15 protein-coding genes are annotated in these 14,787 nt (G+C 69.0%); 5 read left to right on the top strand and 10 right to left on the bottom strand.

The window, feature by feature from the left end:
- Positions 1-5: 5 nt before the first annotated feature.
- Positions 6-737 carry a phosphotransferase family protein gene (locus EIZ44_RS30695; protein ID WP_134732723.1) on the bottom strand — a complete coding sequence of 244 codons (732 nt, stop codon included), beginning with the start codon at positions 735-737 and terminating at the stop codon, positions 6-8.
- Positions 738-1,020: 283 nt separating this feature from the next.
- On the opposite strand from EIZ44_RS30695, the gene EIZ44_RS30690 reads away from it, so the two are divergent.
- Positions 1,021-3,780: a BTAD domain-containing putative transcriptional regulator gene (locus EIZ44_RS30690; protein ID WP_134732722.1), complete on the top strand. Its 2,760-nt coding sequence runs from the start codon at positions 1,021-1,023 to the stop codon at positions 3,778-3,780.
- On the opposite strand, the gene EIZ44_RS30685 is transcribed toward EIZ44_RS30690, so the two are convergent.
- Positions 3,777-4,313, bottom strand: a complete 537-nt coding sequence (locus tag EIZ44_RS30685; protein WP_205673364.1) for a M15 family metallopeptidase — start codon at positions 4,311-4,313, stop codon at positions 3,777-3,779. The genes EIZ44_RS30690 and EIZ44_RS30685 overlap by 4 nt on opposite strands.
- An 88-nt stretch (positions 4,314-4,401) precedes the next feature.
- On the opposite strand from EIZ44_RS30685, the gene EIZ44_RS30680 reads away from it, so the two are divergent.
- Positions 4,402-5,076, top strand: a complete 675-nt coding sequence (locus EIZ44_RS30680) for a response regulator transcription factor (protein WP_037812063.1) — start codon at positions 4,402-4,404, stop codon at positions 5,074-5,076.
- Between the two features lie 14 nt (positions 5,077-5,090).
- Positions 5,091-6,185 (top strand): sensor histidine kinase, encoded by a 1,095-nt coding sequence (locus EIZ44_RS30675; RefSeq protein ID WP_240016076.1) that lies wholly within the window; start codon positions 5,091-5,093, stop codon positions 6,183-6,185.
- Here EIZ44_RS30675 and EIZ44_RS30670 read toward each other — a convergent pair.
- Genes EIZ44_RS30670 through EIZ44_RS30655 form a run of 4 tightly spaced genes read right to left on the bottom strand, consistent with a single transcriptional unit; the run spans position 6,135 to position 9,887 of the window.
- Positions 6,135-7,232: a UDP-N-acetylglucosamine--N-acetylmuramyl-(pentapeptide) pyrophosphoryl-undecaprenol N-acetylglucosamine transferase gene (locus EIZ44_RS30670; RefSeq protein WP_134732719.1), complete on the bottom strand. Its 1,098-nt coding sequence runs from the start codon at positions 7,230-7,232 to the stop codon at positions 6,135-6,137. The genes EIZ44_RS30675 and EIZ44_RS30670 overlap by 51 nt on opposite strands.
- Positions 7,233-7,841: a D-Ala-D-Ala dipeptidase VanX gene (vanX, locus tag EIZ44_RS30665; protein WP_134732718.1), complete on the bottom strand. Its 609-nt coding sequence runs from the start codon at positions 7,839-7,841 to the stop codon at positions 7,233-7,235.
- Complete coding sequence (gene vanA, locus EIZ44_RS30660) at positions 7,838-8,875, bottom strand: D-alanine--(R)-lactate ligase (protein WP_134732717.1); 1,038 nt, start codon at positions 8,873-8,875, stop codon at positions 7,838-7,840. Before vanA ends, vanX begins: the two co-directional genes overlap by 4 nt.
- Positions 8,868-9,887 carry a D-isomer specific 2-hydroxyacid dehydrogenase family protein gene (locus EIZ44_RS30655; protein WP_134732716.1) on the bottom strand — a complete coding sequence of 340 codons (1,020 nt, stop codon included), beginning with the start codon at positions 9,885-9,887 and terminating at the stop codon, positions 8,868-8,870. Before EIZ44_RS30655 ends, vanA begins: the two co-directional genes overlap by 8 nt.
- A 139-nt stretch (positions 9,888-10,026) precedes the next feature.
- Here EIZ44_RS30655 and EIZ44_RS30650 point away from each other — a divergent pair, with 139 nt between their 5' ends.
- Positions 10,027-11,010 carry a hypothetical protein gene (locus EIZ44_RS30650; protein WP_134732715.1) on the top strand — a complete coding sequence of 328 codons (984 nt, stop codon included), beginning with the start codon at positions 10,027-10,029 and terminating at the stop codon, positions 11,008-11,010.
- 17 nt (positions 11,011-11,027) lie between these two features.
- On the opposite strand, the gene EIZ44_RS30645 is transcribed toward EIZ44_RS30650, so the two are convergent.
- Genes EIZ44_RS30645 through EIZ44_RS30635 form a run of 3 tightly spaced genes read right to left on the bottom strand, consistent with a single transcriptional unit; the run spans position 11,028 to position 13,440 of the window.
- Entirely contained in the window at positions 11,028-11,684 is a 657-nt protein-coding gene (locus tag EIZ44_RS30645) for a response regulator (protein WP_037812055.1), read from the bottom strand.
- Positions 11,681-12,835, bottom strand: coding sequence for a sensor histidine kinase (locus EIZ44_RS30640; protein WP_134732714.1), 1,155 nt, complete (start codon positions 12,833-12,835; stop codon positions 11,681-11,683). The genes EIZ44_RS30645 and EIZ44_RS30640 overlap by 4 nt, the downstream gene beginning before the upstream one ends.
- Positions 12,832-13,440, bottom strand: coding sequence for a DUF1453 family protein (locus tag EIZ44_RS30635; RefSeq protein WP_134732713.1), 609 nt, complete (start codon positions 13,438-13,440; stop codon positions 12,832-12,834). Before EIZ44_RS30635 ends, EIZ44_RS30640 begins: the two co-directional genes overlap by 4 nt.
- 224 nt (positions 13,441-13,664) lie before the next feature.
- On the opposite strand from EIZ44_RS30635, the gene EIZ44_RS30630 reads away from it, so the two are divergent.
- On the top strand, positions 13,665-14,288 hold the full coding sequence (locus EIZ44_RS30630; protein ID WP_037812049.1) for a VC0807 family protein: 624 nt from the start codon (positions 13,665-13,667) through the stop codon (positions 14,286-14,288).
- Here the strand turns inward: EIZ44_RS30630 and EIZ44_RS30625 are convergent.
- Complete coding sequence (locus EIZ44_RS30625; RefSeq protein WP_051173179.1) at positions 14,273-14,719, bottom strand: MarR family winged helix-turn-helix transcriptional regulator; 447 nt, start codon at positions 14,717-14,719, stop codon at positions 14,273-14,275. The two genes, EIZ44_RS30630 and EIZ44_RS30625, sit on opposite strands and share 16 nt — an antisense overlap.
- Between the last annotated feature and the right edge of the window lie 68 nt (positions 14,720-14,787).

Raw genomic sequence — 14,787 nt, 5'->3', positions numbered from 1 at the left:
TAGTACTAGAATAGCTGCGCCTCCAGGACCGCGACCTCCGGTGCCGGGTCGAAGCCGTGCCCGAGCAGCCAATGGACCACCCGGAGGCTGCGCAGCGACCACCACGCGCGGAGCACGTCGAGGTCGATGTCCGTGCCGTAACCGGCGACGACGTCGGCGAGGTGTTCCTGGTGGGCGAGGGTCAGGGCGGCGAGGTCGAAGAGGGCGTCGCCCTGGGCGGCTTCGGACCAATCGAGGATGCCGGTGACCTCGTCGCCCTCGACGAAGATGTGGGCGACCTGCAGATCGCCGTGGGTGAACACCGGGGTCCACGGCCGCAGCGCCGCCTTGGCGATCTGGTGGTTGCGGGTGACCAGGTCGGCGGGGAGGGCGTCGTTCGCGATCAGCCACGCGCATTCGCGGTCGAGTTCCGCGGCGAGTTCGTCGGGGTCCCAGCCGGGCGAAGGCGGCAGCGGCGCCTCGTGCAGTTTCCGGGCGGCGGCTCCGGCAGCGGCCCAGGCCTCGGGCGACGCGGTCGACGGTGTGCCAGGGCGGCCCAGTTCGCGTCCGGGCAGGGCGGCGAGCGCGAGCACGGGCGGTTTCCGCCACAGGATCTCCGGCGTCGGGACCGGGGCCAGCGCCATCGCCGCGACCTCGGCGTCGGCGCGCGCCTGATCGGTGTCGACCTTCAGGAACACGTCGCCGACGCGCAGGGTCGCGCGTTCGTGGTGGGCGACGATGACTTCGACTTCCTCCATGGCCGCGATTGTCACGAAGACGATCACTCGCGTCGCCCCATTTTCCGGCGCGCCGCGGCGAGTACCCCCAGCACTCGCCCCTCCCGCGGAGGCTGTCCGCCCGGCCCCACCGCCGCCGGCCCGGAGGCCAGGCGACCAGGTCCCCACCTCGGGGGCCGGACGTGGTTTCCACCCTGCCCGGCGCCGTCCCCAAGCTGTCCCCGGTCTGTCCTTTCGATCTTCGCGGTGCCGGTGACCTGCGCGGGTATGCTCGTAACCCGGAGCGGAGGAGGGAAGTCGCGGAATGGATTTTCGCGTGCTCGGAGCGCTGGAAATCCAGGACGGGACCGACCGGCTGACGTTGCCCGGCGCGCGCCATCGCCGCGTGCTGGCCTGTTTGCTGCTCTCGCCCAACTCGGTCGTCCCGCTGCCGAAGCTGATCGAGGCGACGTGGGACGGCGAGCCGCCCGCGACCGCCACGAAGCAGATCCAGAACTGTGTGTCCGTGCTCCGCGAGCGGCTCGGCGATCCCAAGCAGAAGCTCATCGTCACCGACGGCTCGGGCTACCGGATCACGGTCGACAATCTGCAAGTCGACTGGCTTCGGTTCACCGACGCCGTTGCCGCCGCCCGCCAGTCGGCGGAGGGCGGAGCGCTGGCGGACGGGGTCGAGAAGATCCGGTCGGCGCTGCGGCTGTGGCGCGGTCCGGTGCTGGACGGACTGGACGCCGCGGCGCTCGCCGGGCGGGCGGCGCGGCTGGAGGAGCAGCGGCTCAACGCGGTGGAGCTGTGCATCGACTGGCAGCTGAAGCTCGGCCAGCACCGCGAGGTCGTGGACGAGCTGGGGGAGATCGTCGAGGAACATCCGCTGCGGGAACGGCCGTACGCGCAGCTGATGCTCGCCTTGGACCGCAGCGGGCGGCAGGCGGACGCGCTCGCGGTGTTCCAGCGATTGCGGACGCAGCTCTCCGAGGAGCTCGGGGTCGATCCCGGTGCCGAGGTGCGCCGGTTGCACGAGCAGATCCTGCGCGGGGAGACCGAAGAGCCGGTTGTCGTGGAGCAGGTGCGGCCGGAGCAGCCCTCGAGTCAGCTCGATCGGGCGGCCGAGGAACTCGCGGCGGCGATCGTCCGGCAGTGGACCGCCGAGACCGAGATCCGCTCGCTGCACCGTCCGGAGCCGGTGCCGCTGACCTGGACGAGCACCGAGCGTCCGGTGGCCGCGGCCGCGTCGGCGGTGCTCGGGCGGCCCGGCGACCCGGAGCGGCTGACGTTCAGCGGCGATCTCACCGACGTCGTCGCGAAGTTCCGGCAGGTCCCGGCGCGGCAGCTGGTCGTGCTCGGCGAGCCGGGCGCGGGGAAGTCGGTGCTGGCCATCCTGCTCACGCTGGGGCTGCTGGCCGACCCGCCGCCGGGCGAGCCGGTGCCGGTGCTGCTGCCGCTGTCGTCGTGGAATCCGCGCGAGGAACACCTGCACGGCTGGCTCGCCCGACGGCTGGTCGAGGAGTATCCGGGCCTGGCCAATACCGGCGCGTACGGCAAGGGCGCGGCGCTGCGGCTGGTGCTCGAAGGCCGGGTCATCCCGGTGCTCGACGGTCTCGACGAGCTGGCTCCCGGACTGCACACCGCCGCGATCGACGCGCTGGACCAGGCCGTTTCCGGCGGTCGTCCGCTCGTGGTGACCTGCCGCAGCACCGAGTACGAATCCGCGGTGGAGCAGTCCGGGACCTTTCTGTCGCGCGCGGCGGTGGTGGAGATCGAACCGGTCGAGACCGAGGACGCGATCGACTTCCTCACCGCCCGGCAGCGCTTCGGCGAAACTCGCTGGGACCCGGTGGTCCGGCAGTTGCGGCAGCATCCGGAAAGCCCGCTGGCGCAGGCCCTTCGCACGCCGCTGATGGTCGATCTGGCCAGGACGGCGTACGCGCATCCGTCGACCGATCCCGGCGAACTCTGCGACACGACGCGCTTTCCCGACCGCGCGGCGATCGAGGGACATCTGCTGGACGAGTACCTGCCCGTGGTCTACACCTCGCGACCGGCCCCGCCCGCCCGGCTCGACCGGCCGACCCGTCCGCGCGATTACCCGGCGGAGCAGGCGCAGCGGTGGCTGAGCTTCTTCGCCCGGCAGCTGGAACGCGACCAAAGCCGCGATCTCGCGTGGTGGCAGTTGGACCGGGCGGTGCCGAGGCTGGTGCTGGGACTGTGCCTCGGACTGCCGCCGGCGTTGCTGTTCGCGCTGACCGGCTGGATCGCCGCGGGTCCGGTGATCGGGGCGATCTACGGGCTGTCGTTCGCGGTGGCAGGTTGTGTAACGCATACAGTCGGCAGCCGACCGGGGCCGCTTCGGGTGGAGGCGCGGTTCCGCGGTACTGCGGGCCGGTTCCTGCGTCGGTTCGCGGTCGGGGTGCTGATCGGGGTGTGCCTCGGGTTGGCGTGGTCGCTGTCGGTCGGGGTGATCGCCCTGCTCGCGATTGTGTTCGGGCTGGCGATCGGCGTCCACGTCTGGCTGGATACGCCCCTGGAGGCGAGCCGCGTGTCGAGTCCGGCGAGCGTCCTGCGCAACGACCGCGCCGCGACGTTGTCGTTCACCTTGTCCTTCATCGTCTCGCTGGGCCTGTTCTACGGGATGGCGTTCGCCTTCACGAAGGAAACGCGGTTCCTCGGCGTCTTCAACGACCATTACGACCTGGCGCTGGCCTTCGCCGGCGGACTGGCATCGGCGTTGCTGGGCCGGTTTTTGGTGCGGAGTCCGGGAAGTCTCGCCTACGGCCTCGCTGGCGTGATCATCGGCGGCCAGGTCTTCTCGCGGGCGTCGAGCACGGCACAGGCGGTGGCGGCCGGGCTGATGTTCGGGTTGGCCGTGGGGCTGAGCGTGTGGATCTCCCGGGCTTGGGGCGCGTACACGTTCAGCCGGTTGTGGCTGGCCTCGCGGAAGCGGATCCCGGTGGATCTGATGGGTTTCCTCGACGACGCGCATCGCCGCGGTGTGCTGCGCCAGGTCGGCGAGGTCTACCAGTTCCGGCACGCGCGGTTGCAGGAACGGCTCGCGGCGGATCCGGGTTAGCGCTGCAATCGCGGGTCTTGCGACGGGTCCGCGTACATCGGCGGGCAACCCCGGTCGATGGCTTCGGGGCGCAGTTCGTAGTGCCACGGTTCGTTGCGGTAGATCTGGCACAGTCCATACGCGGCACCGTGTTTCGAGAGCCACGACGTCGCTTCGGCGGGACCGAGGTCGATCGCGTTTCCCAAAACGTGCGCGGACCGGTCAGCGGTGGCTACCCAGCGAGCGGCTTCCTGTTCTGAGCCGTACTTCGCGATCGCCTTGTGCCGAAGCCGGTTCTGATACGCCGGGGAACGCCAGCCGCTGTTGACGCGGAATTCGACGCCGTCGTTCGCGGCGTCCTTCGCCGCTCGACGCAGCGCATCCAGGAAAACCGGGTCGAGATTGGCCACGGCCGGAATCTCGGCGAACACCGTGGTGCCGGGCGGGACGGCTCCGTCGGCCTCGCTCAATGCGCCACGACGGCGAAGCACCTGGCGGACGGTTCGCCGGAAAACGGCGAGAGCCGGGCGTCGTGCTGATTCGCTGCGGGTCATGGCATTCAGCCAAGGGGAACCGGTGTTGCCAGCACGTACGCGGTTTCGGATATGCCAGCGATACGTGTCTGCTCGTAGCATCGACGGCATGCGTGTGCTGATCGTCGAGGACGAGCCCTACCTGGCTGAGGCCATCCGGGACGGGTTGCGCCTGGAGGCGATCGCGGCCGACCTCGCCGGGGACGGCGACACCGCGCTGGAAATGCTGAGCGTCAACGCGTATGACATGGCTGTGCTCGACCGGGACATCCCCGGGCCTTCGGGCGACGAGATCGCGAAGCGCGTCGTCGCGTCCGGCAGCGGCATGCCGATCCTCATGCTCACCGCCGCCGACCGGCTCGACGACAAGGTCTCCGGCTTCGAACTCGGCGCCGACGATTACCTCACCAAACCGTTCGAGATGCGGGAACTCGTGCTCCGGCTGCGCGCGCTCGATCGCAGGCGCGCGCACAACCGGCCGCCGGTGCGGGAAATCGCGGGACTGAAGCTGGACCCGTTCCGCCGCGAGGTTTACCGCGACGGCCGGTACGTCGCGCTGACCCGGAAGCAGTTCGCCGTCCTGGAGGTGCTCGTCGCGGCCGAGGGCGGGGTGGTCAGCGCCGAAGAACTCCTCGAACGGGCTTGGGACGAGAATGCGGACCCGTTCACCAACGCCGTGCGCATCACGGTTTCGGCGCTGCGCAAACGGCTCGGCGAACCGTGGCTGGTCGCGACCGTCCCCGGGGTCGGCTACCGGATCGACGACGGATCGGACCGCGCGTGATCCGCGAGCCCGGGATGAGCGTCCGGCTCAAACTGACCCTCAGCTACGCCGGATTCCTCATGCTGGCCGGGACGCTGCTGCTCGGCGCGGTGGGTTTCTTCCTGCTGGACTACCAGGACCGGGCGCTGGAGGTCATGCCGGTGGTGATGGCCCCGTCGGGCCGCGACCTGATCAAGGATTTCGCGCCCGACGCCGCCGTCGTGATGCTGCTCCTGCTGCTGTTCGGCCTGCTGGGCGGCTGGATTCTCGCCGGGCGCATGCTCGCCCCGCTGAACCGGATCACCGCCGCGACCCGGCAGGCTTCGACCGGGTCGCTCGCGCACCGGATCGAACTGGAAGGTCGCGATGACGAGTTCCGCGAACTCGCCGACAGCTTCGACGCCATGCTCGCGCGCCTCGACGCGCACGTCGCCGAACAGCGGAGATTCGCCGCCAACGCCTCCCACGAACTGCGCACGCCGCTGGCGATCACGCAGAGCCTCCTCGAAGTCGCCCGCGACGACCCGGAGCGCGATATCGGCGAACTGCACGAGCGTCTCCGCGTCGTGAACGCGCGGGCGATCGAACTCACCGAAGCGTTGCTGCTGCTCAGCCGCGCGGATCAGCGGTCGTTCACCCGGGAGCCCGTCGACCTGTCGCTTCTGGCGGAAGAAGCCGCGGAGACGTTGCTCCCGCTCGCCGAGAAACACGGGGTGACCATTGAGACCTCCGGCGATGTCACTGCAGTGAACGGGTCTCGGGCGCTTTTGCTGCAGCTGACGACGAATCTGCTGCACAACGCCATCGTCCACAACCTGCCGGAAGGCGGGACGGTGCAGCTCCGCACGACTGCGTCCGCGACGTCGAGCACGCTCATCGTGGAAAACACCGGGGAGGAAGTCAGCCCGGAGCGGATCTGGACGTTTACTGAGCCGTTCCAGCGCGGCACCGAGCGGATCCGTCGTGATCACGCTGGGGTCGGGCTGGGGCTGGCGATCGTGAAGAGCATCGCGCAGGCGCATGACGGGACGCTTTCTCTCGCACCGGGTGTTGCGGGCGGGCTTCGGGTGACGGTGCGGCTACCTGGCGGGTCGATGTTGTTGGGCGATCGACAGGACGTGTCGCGCTAGGGCGGTGTCGGCGTCGGGTGCTCCGGTCGCGGAGGCGCGGGCGGACATCGCCGCGAGACGTGCTGGGTCGGTGAGGATCGGGACGAGGGCGGATTCGATCCACGCTGGGGTCAGGTTGGCGTCGTTGACGAGCAGTGCGCCGCCTGCCGCGACGACTGGTCGGGCGTTCAGCCGTTGCTCGCCGCCGCGGTCGGGCAGCGGGACGAACGCGGCGGGGAGTCCGACGGCGGCCAGTTCGGCGCAGGTCATCGCGCCGGAACGGCAGATCGCGAAGTCGGCGGCGGCGTAGGCGTACTGCATTTCGTCGACAAACGGCAGGACGACATACGACGGGTCGTCCGCTTCGACGCTGTGCCGCGGGCCGGTGATGTGCAGGACTTGCACCCCGGCTCTCTGTAATGCGGCAGCCGCCCCGGAGGCGGTGGCGTTGATCGTGGTGGCGCCTTGCGAACCGCCGGTGACCAGCAGGACGGGGCCATCGGTGCTGAGGCCGAACTTGCGGCGAGCTGCTTCGCGGGTCGCGGGACGGTCGAGTCCGGTGATCGCTGGACGCAGCGGGATCCCGATCGCGGTGCCGTTTTTCAGCCGGACGTCCGGGGAAGCGGTGTACACGTGGGGCGTCAGCCTGGCGGCCATGCGGTTGGCTGCTCCCGGGCGGATGTTCGCTTCGTGGATGACGATCGGCAGCCGGCGCCGGCGGGCGGCGAGGTAGGCCGGTGCGGCGACGTAGCCGCCGAAGCCCACCACGACGTCGGCTTGAACCTGGTCGAGGACTGCGCTGGCGGCCCGGATCGAAGCGCGCAGCCGGGACGGAATGTGCAGCAGCGCCCGGGTTGCCTTGCGCGGCAGCGGGACCGGCGGGATGAGTTCCAGCGGGTACCCGCGCGCCGGGATCAGCGTCGTGTCCAGACCGCGGACGGTGCCGAGCGCGGTGATCTCCGCGGCGGGGGCCAATCTCCGCAGTGCGTCGGCGAAGTTCATCGCGGGTTCGATGTGCCCGGCCGAATGGCCTCCGGCGACGACCACGCGTGGTGCTTTGATGTCCATCTAGGCAACGAGAAAATCGAAGTACGTGTCCGGATAGGGTTCGTCCTTTAGCGTGTAGTGCCACCACTCGGATTCGTAGGCGCCGAAACCGCAGTCCTCCATGAGGGAACGGAGGTGCTGCCGGTTCGCCGCCTCGGTCGCGGTGAGGCCGGGTGCGCCGTGGTGCGAGACCGCGTCCATCAGGTCGAAGCCGCCGCCCATCGCGACGAGTTCGCCGGTGTCCAGGTGATACAGCGTCAAATCCGCTGTGCTGCCTCGGGTGTGTCCGGATTTGGTTGCCACGTAACCGTTTTCGAACATCTCCGCACGGTTGAGGTTCGGGTAGTGCTGACGCTTTTTCCGGCCGTCCTCCGGCTGTTTCGCCCAGCGCAGGAAACAGTCCACGGCGCGCTGCGGCCGGTAGCCGTCCCAGATCAGCAGGCCGAAGCCCAGCGTCGCGGCTTTGTCCTGCGCGCTTTGCAGTGCGCTGCACAAGGCGTGGGTGCCGACGATCCGGTTCGCCAGGTAGCCGTCGACCGGTTTGCCGGTGAAGTTGTCCCAGGTGGCGTACTTGGCGTCCCAGCGGATCCCGGGCACAGCTTCGTCGAGGAAGGCGAAACCGGGCTTCATCGGGGCGTCCCGGCCAGCGCGAGCGACACCATCCGGTCGAGCATTTCGGCGAACGAAAGTCCGGCCGCCGCCATCATTCGCGGGTATCGGCTGTAAGAGGTCAAGCCCGGGAAGGTGTTGACCTCGTTGAGCATGGCGGTGCCGTCTTCGAGCAGGAACAGGTCGACGCGCGCGAGTCCCTTGCAGCCCAGGGCGCGGTAGATGGTCTGCGCGGTCGCCTGGACGCGGGCGCGCGACTCCGCCGGAATGTCCGCTGGGACGAGGATGGTCGAGTTTTCCGAGCCGCTTTCCGGGTTGTCCTCCTGGTGGATCTTGAAGAACCCGTGCGACAGCCGGATCTGGTCCGGTTCGCCGACGATCAGGTCCGCGCCGTTGCCCAGGACCGCGCACCCGACCTCGCTGCCCTCGACCGCTTCCTCGATCAGCAGCTTGGAATCGAACCGCGCCGCCTCCGCGATCGCACCCGGCAGGTCTTCCTCGCGCGAGACCTTGGTGACGCCAAACGACGAACCGGACCGGGCCGGTTTCACGAAGACGGGGTAGGAGAACTTGCTGGCGTCGACATCCTCGTCCGCGGTGCCAGCCCAGAAATTCGGTGTCGCGATGCTCGCGCTGTCGACGACCAGGTACGCGAGGGATTTGTCCATGCACAGCGCGGAACTCTGCACGTCACAGCCCGCGTAGGGGATTCCGGACAGTTCGAGGAGGCCCTGCATCGCGCCGTCCTCGCCGAGTTTGCCGTGCAGCACCGGCAGCACCACGTCCAGCCGGACCGGTTCGTACTTGCCCTGCTCCTCGACGAGCAGCCCGTGGACGCTTCGATCCGGCGACAACATCGCCGGGCGACCGCTGTCTTCCCACGCCTCGCCGGGTCCGTCGCAGAGCTGCCACGAGCCGTCCTTGGTGATCCCGACCCAGTACGGTTCGTATTTTTCCGGGTCGAGGTTCTTCGCGACCTCTCGCGCGGATTTGATCGAGACGGGGTGTTCCTCGGAGATTCCGCCGAAGATGACGCCGACCTTGAGCTTAGGCATGGTTTGTCCAGCTTTCGAAATTCAGGCAATTGAGGAGGCTGTTTTCCACCGCGTCGCGCAAGGCATGGTCGGTGTGGTACGCGGTGTGCGGGCTGATCAGGACGTTCGGGAGGTTTTGCAACCGCGCCAGATTCGTGTTCTCGAGGGGTTTGCGGCGGCAGTCGGCGTAGAACATCCCTTCCTCCCCTTCGAGGACGTCCAATGCCGCGCCGCCGAGCCTGCCGTTTTCCAGTGCGGACAGGAGAGCGTCGGTGTCGATCAGCCCGCCGCGGCCGGTGTTGACGACGATCGCGCCGGGTTTCATCTGCTCGATCCTTTGTCGGTCAAGGAGATGGTGGGTTTCCGGAGTGAGCGGGGTGTGCAGGGTGACGATGTCGCTCTGCCGCAGCAAATCGTCGAGGGGAACGTAATCGGCTGACGTCCGGGGGTACAGGTCGTAGGCCAGCTTCTGCCCGCCGAAACCCCACAGTCGGTCGATGACCGCCGCGCCGATCCGTCCGGTTCCGATGACGCCTACGGTGAGGTCGCGCAGTTCTTTTCCAGGGGTATGGCTCAATCGGTAATCGTGCGCGTCGGTCCGGCGGATGAGGGACTTCGCGTTTCGGATCGCCATCAGCATAAACATGAGCGTGTAATCAGCGACACTGTCGGGCGAGTACGCCACGTTTTCCACCGTTATGCGCATTTTCTCGGCGTATCCGACGTCGAGATGATTGCAGCCGATACTCCGCGTCGAGAGATACTTGACGCCGACCTCGCTGAGCGCGCGCAAGGTGCCATTGGTGATGCGGGTTTTGTGACTGACGCTGACACACCGGTTCCCGGCGGCGAGTTCGACGGTGGCTTCGGACAACGCCGCCGCGGTGACAGTCGGTGTCACCCCCAAACGAGACACCGCCTCCTCGACCAGAGCGGCTTCGTCGGGCCCGCAGCCGTAGATCGTGATCCCGGCCGCCGGAACCAGCGACCGAACCCGAAGCCCCGCAGCACGTGCCGGTTCGCGGTAGGTCATGGGTGCCAGTCAAGGCAGGAGGATGTTGCCAGCACGTATGCGGTTTCCGATACACGGACGATATGCGGATCGCGGGTCGCCGGGGGATGGTGGGGAAAACCGGTGGAGCTCGCAGCCCTCGGCGTGGTCGGATACGCGGATGGGGGAGTGGGAGCGGAAGAACGCCGCGCGCCGGGCGACCGTCTTGGCCCTGCCGACCGTCCACGCCTGGCATCATGCGCGAATCGTGCCGCCACAGCCGGGAGACGTGCGGATCTCGGAGTCCATCGGGCCGCTAGGTGAACTGCTGGCGGTCTGGACGGCCCCTGAGGACCGAGCGGTGAAGCTTCCGGAAGTACGCGCCTCGCGTCCGGTGCGGGTGACCGTGCATGTGCCGGAAATGGCGGTCGCCGCGCGGATTCCGGATTTTCGGCTGGCGCATCCGACGGTGCAGCCACTGCCGGACGGTCGCGTGCTCACGGTCGACGCGCGGTGCACCTGGCGGTCTGAAGGGCCGGACCGCAACGCGATCGTCTACGACTCTGACGGTGAAGCGGTGGCCGAGCAGACCTTCGGCGACGGCATCGATCACGTGCAGGCCACCCGAAACGGCGAGATCTGGGTCGGCTACTTCGACGAAGGCGTCCTCGGTTCGCACGGCTGGGGTGACGACGGTGCCGCGCCTCCCGTTGGCCGGAGCGGGCTGGTCCGGTTCTCGGCCGAGTTGACTGAGCAATGGCGCTACCCCGATTCCGCGCGGGCGGCGTGGGGCCACATCTTGGACTGCTACGCCCTCAACGTCGACGGCGACACCGCATGGACGTGCTTCTACACCGAATGGCCCGTCGTCCGGATCCACGACGGCGGCGTGACCGGGTGGCGCAACGAAATCCGCAGCGCCACCGCGTTGGCAGTGCGTGGTTCCCGGCTGGCCTTCTACGGCGGTTACGAGGCGTACCGGGATCGGCTGGTTGCCGGAGTGCTCGATGACGACCGGTTCCGGGTCACCGGCGAGTACCGGCTCGTGTTGCCGGATGGGGAGGAAGTACCGCGAGATGCCCGGGTTTTCGGGCGGGGCGCGGACTTGCACGTCGTGACCCGGGACGACTGGTACCGGCTCGGTCTCGAAGACCTGCCTGGATAGGAACCGCGCCGCAAAGGTTATGGCCGACGCTGGCCGTTCTGATAGTTGAGCGCGTAGCGGACAGCGTCGGCGCGCGAGTGGAAGCCGGCTTTGGCGAAAAGGTTGTTGATGTGGGTTTTCACGGTCGCCTCGCTGATGACCAAGGCGGCCGCGATTTCCGGATTGCGCAGGCCGTCGCCGATCAGGCCGAGGATTTCGCGTTCGCGTGCGGTCAGCGCCAGATCCGGTTCGGCGGGCGGGGCGGGTTTGGCGGCCAGCGCGAGCAACCGTCGCTGCACCTCGGGCGAGAGCACGGTCTGGCCCTGCGCCGCGGTGCGCACGGCGTGCAGGATCGTGGTGCGGTCCGCTTCTTTGGTCAGGTATCCGCTCGCGCCCGCCTGCAGTGCGGCCAGGATCGACTCGTCGTCGTCGAACGTGGTGAGCACGAGAACGGTGGTGTCCGGCTGGCTTTCGCGGATGCGCCCGGTCGCGCCGACCCCGTCGAGCACCGGCATGTTGAGGTCCATCAGCACGACGTCCGGACGGTGTTCCTGCGCCGCCTTGACCGCTTCCGCGCCGTTGGTCGCGGTCGCGACGACGTTGACGTCCTCGGCGAGGTCGAGCATGACCGCGAGCGCTTCGCGGACAGTCGCCTGGTCGTCGACGACAACGAGACTGATCGGGCGGTCGGTCATCGAGGCAGCTCCAGTTCCACGGTCCAGCCGTCGCCGGCCGGTCCTGCTTTCAGGGTGCCGCCGAGCAGGGCGGCCCGTTCGCGCATCCCGACGAGCCCGACCCCGGAACCGCCGGCCAGTTCGGCGCGGCGGGGTTCGGTCGCGGGCCCGTTGTGCACGGTCAGCCTGACATGATCGGCGGTGAAGGCGAGCCGGAGGCTGCGAGTCGCGCCCGGCGCGTACTTGGCCGCGTTGGTCATCGCCTCCTGCGCCGCCCGGACCATGGTGTGCGTGGTCTCCGGGCCGACCGCGCCGGCTTCGCCCTCGATCGCGTACTCGGCCGACGCGTGTTCGGCGAGCTGGTTCAACGTCTCAGGCAGCGGCAAGGTGTCTTCGCGGAGCGCGTGCACCGCGCGGCGAGTCTCGCTGATCGAGTCGACGGCGATGGCGCGTGCCTTGCGGACCGCGGCGGCTGCCTCGTCGTCGCGGCCGCTGCCGCGCAGTGCGTCGGCGAGGTCCAATTGCAGGGCGATCCCGGAAAGCGAATGACCGAGGACGTCGTGAATCTCGCGCGCGATCCGGCCGCGTTCGACGAGCGCTGCCTCGCGGGCTTCGGACTCGCGGGCGCGCTGGGCCGAGTCGGCGGCGAGCTGGGCGTTGCGGACGGCGTCGAGACGGTCGTGGTGCGAGATGCCGACCGCGACCGGAAGACCCACGGTCAGGGGCACCCACACCGGCCACACCGGGAAGCCCGGCAGCAGCTCGCCGACCGTCCAGGTCGCGGCGGCCGCGATGACCGATCCGGCGACCGCGATGGTCACCGCGGCCCGGCGGGACGCGAGCTTGACCCCGGAGGCGGACGCGGCGACGAACGGGAACATCGCCGCGAACGTTCCGTGCGCCAGCGGCAGGAGCAGCGCGCCGAACAGCATGTACGCGCCCATCACGGTGATCTGCCGGTTCTCCGCGACCCGCGCCCAGGGCAGCAGCGAGACGATCCCGGCGACCGAGCACAGCACGAACAGCGACAAGGCCAATGGCCGGTACGCGATGGTCGCGTCCGGCCATTGAACCGCGGTGCAGGCGATCGCGGTGAGGACGAGGGCTGGCTGGATCAGCTCGTCCCGGTACTGCCCGAGAAGGGACAGCGACCGCCGGTCCGTCGTGCTCATGGGACCAGGTTCCTCCTCGTCTGGCCGGCGTCGTGCGCGGACTGAGTGTTCCACTCGGCCGGGCGGCCGGTGAGGTTGCGCTGGATGTTGTCCAGCAGCGGCGAGGTCTGCCCGGGCGCGCCGTCGCTGCCCCGGGTCCACATGACCTGGTGCCCGGCGCGCAGTGCGCGGTAGAGCACGACCAGCCCCTCGGCGAGGATGCCGACGCCGATGGTGAGCAGCATGCTGTTCGAGACGCCGCCCGCGTCCTGCGGGGCGAACGCGTCGAGCGCGACGTTGACGCCGATCTTGACCACGATGTTCGCCACCCACAGCCCGACGGTGACCGGCGTGTAGCGGACGAAGGCGGTGCCGTCGCGCCGGGAAATCTGGACGCTGTACCCGCGCAGGACGCCGAGGACGACGCTGATCGCCGCGGTGCCGATCAGGAAGACCAGCGAGGCCGCGGTCTTCACGTCGCCGGACACCGTGCTGAGGCCGACGACGGACAGGATCGCGGGCAGGATCAGCATCTGCTTGGCCTGCGCGGGTTCGCCGATCATCCGCCGCACCATCAGGTAGCCGACCGCCGCCACGATCAGGACGATCTCCACGGGTCCGCTCATGGGTTGTTCCTGCCTTTCGATTTCGTTCCGATGCCGAGAAAACTACGGCGGAACGGCGGCGAAGTCGTGCGGTGAGCGGCGTATTCGCGGGTGGAGAAACGCCTCCACCCGGCCCTGGATTTCTCCACCCGGGATACGCCCGCGGCGCCAAGACGGCCGGGCGCGGCGACCGTAGCGTTTTCCTGGCGAATCCCAGCAGCCAAGCCAAAATCGGGGAGTACGGCATGACCTCGCACGCCCGCACGATGATCACCACTTTGTTCCTGGACGTCGGCCTGTCCGTCGTCGCCTACTACGCGGCCAACCTGCTCGGCGCGAGCGCCTACGTGTCACTGCTGATCGGCACGATCGTCGCGGGACTGCGGACGATCTGGGTCGCGGTGGCACAGCGGCGGCTCGACCTCTTCTCGTCGTTCCTCGTGCTGCTTTTCGGCCTGGGCCTCGGGTTGAGCTTCCTCACCGGCGACCCGCGCCTGTTGCTGGCGAAGGAATCGGTGACGACCTTCTGCGCCGGCGTCGCTCTAGTCGGCAGCTGTGTGCTCAACCGGCCGCTCGCGTACTACGCGGCACGACGCTTCGCGCTCTCGGCCGGCGGCGAGCAGCAGCGCGAATTCGAGGCCACCGCGGGCGACGCGAGGTTGCGGCGGCGTTGGTACCAGGTCTCGCTGGTGTGGGGCCTCGGGTTGACCGCCGACTCCGTGCTTCGCATCGTGGGCGTCTACACGCTGCCGTTCGACACGGCGGCCGCTTTTTCGCAGGCGTTGATGGTCGTCGCGTTCGCCGGGCTGATCGGGTGGACGCTGCTGACCCGGCGGCGGGGCGAGCAGGCGGTTCAGCGTCGGTCGTAGGCGCGCATCGCGGCCGCGACGTCGTCCAGGAAGGACAGGACGACCGGGACGTGCTCGGGCTCGAGCCGATCGGTGATGGCTTCCATCTCGGCGAGCAGCGGGCCCAGCGCGTTCCGGACGTCCTCGCGGGCGTGGTCGGTGGCCTCGAGGTGGACGCGCCGCCGGTCGCCCGGATCGGCGTGGCGGGCCAGGTGCCCGGCCGCGGCGAGCCGGTCGACCAGCACGGTCGCCGACGCCGAGGTGATGCCGAGCCGGGTGCCCAGCTCGCCGGGCCCGATCGGCTCCGGACTGGAAACGACCTGGTCGAGGGCTTGCACGTCGGTGACCCGCAGCGACAGTTTCCGCGCCAGCGCCGCCTGCATGCCCCGGCCCGCTTGCAGCAGCCGCCGCACTGCCAGGGAGAGGTCCCGCGCCGCTTGCTCGTCCGCCACGTCGGCATAGTAGCTAGAACTTCTAGCGACGAGGTATGGTGCCGGGTATGGCTAGAAAATCTAGCGAA

The sequence above is a fragment of the Amycolatopsis nivea genome (assembly GCF_004522235.1).
In the GTDB taxonomy this organism is placed as follows: Bacteria; Actinomycetota; Actinomycetes; order Mycobacteriales; family Pseudonocardiaceae; genus Amycolatopsis; species Amycolatopsis nivea.
Note: the sequence above shows the minus strand (reverse complement) of the source record. Positions and strands in the feature narration are given on the sequence as shown.

What these genes read in the sequence shown, in the direction of transcription:
- EIZ44_RS30690 (WP_134732722.1), top strand. Translation starts at nt 1,021, where the DNA reads ATGGATTTTCGCGTGCTCGGAGCGCTGGAAATCCAGGACGGGACCGAC.
- EIZ44_RS30675 (WP_240016076.1), top strand. Translation starts at nt 5,091, where the DNA reads ATGAGCGTCCGGCTCAAACTGACCCTCAGCTACGCCGGATTCCTCATG.
- EIZ44_RS30685 (WP_205673364.1), bottom strand. Translation starts at nt 4,313, where the DNA reads ATGACCCGCAGCGAATCAGCACGACGCCCGGCTCTCGCCGTTTTCCGG.
- vanA (WP_134732717.1), bottom strand. Translation starts at nt 8,875, where the DNA reads ATGCCTAAGCTCAAGGTCGGCGTCATCTTCGGCGGAATCTCCGAGGAA.
- vanX (WP_134732718.1), bottom strand. Translation starts at nt 7,841, where the DNA reads ATGAAGCCCGGTTTCGCCTTCCTCGACGAAGCTGTGCCCGGGATCCGC.
- EIZ44_RS30655 (WP_134732716.1), bottom strand. Translation starts at nt 9,887, where the DNA reads ATGACCTACCGCGAACCGGCACGTGCTGCGGGGCTTCGGGTTCGGTCG.
- EIZ44_RS30670 (WP_134732719.1), bottom strand. Translation starts at nt 7,232, where the DNA reads ATGGACATCAAAGCACCACGCGTGGTCGTCGCCGGAGGCCATTCGGCC.
- EIZ44_RS30645 (WP_037812055.1), bottom strand. Translation starts at nt 11,684, where the DNA reads ATGACCGACCGCCCGATCAGTCTCGTTGTCGTCGACGACCAGGCGACT.
- EIZ44_RS30630 (WP_037812049.1), top strand. Translation starts at nt 13,665, where the DNA reads ATGACCTCGCACGCCCGCACGATGATCACCACTTTGTTCCTGGACGTC.
- EIZ44_RS30640 (WP_134732714.1), bottom strand. Translation starts at nt 12,835, where the DNA reads ATGAGCACGACGGACCGGCGGTCGCTGTCCCTTCTCGGGCAGTACCGG.
- EIZ44_RS30635 (WP_134732713.1), bottom strand. Translation starts at nt 13,440, where the DNA reads ATGAGCGGACCCGTGGAGATCGTCCTGATCGTGGCGGCGGTCGGCTAC.
- EIZ44_RS30650 (WP_134732715.1), top strand. Translation starts at nt 10,027, where the DNA reads ATGGGGGAGTGGGAGCGGAAGAACGCCGCGCGCCGGGCGACCGTCTTG.
- EIZ44_RS30695 (WP_134732723.1), bottom strand. Translation starts at nt 737, where the DNA reads ATGGAGGAAGTCGAAGTCATCGTCGCCCACCACGAACGCGCGACCCTG.
- EIZ44_RS30680 (WP_037812063.1), top strand. Translation starts at nt 4,402, where the DNA reads ATGCGTGTGCTGATCGTCGAGGACGAGCCCTACCTGGCTGAGGCCATC.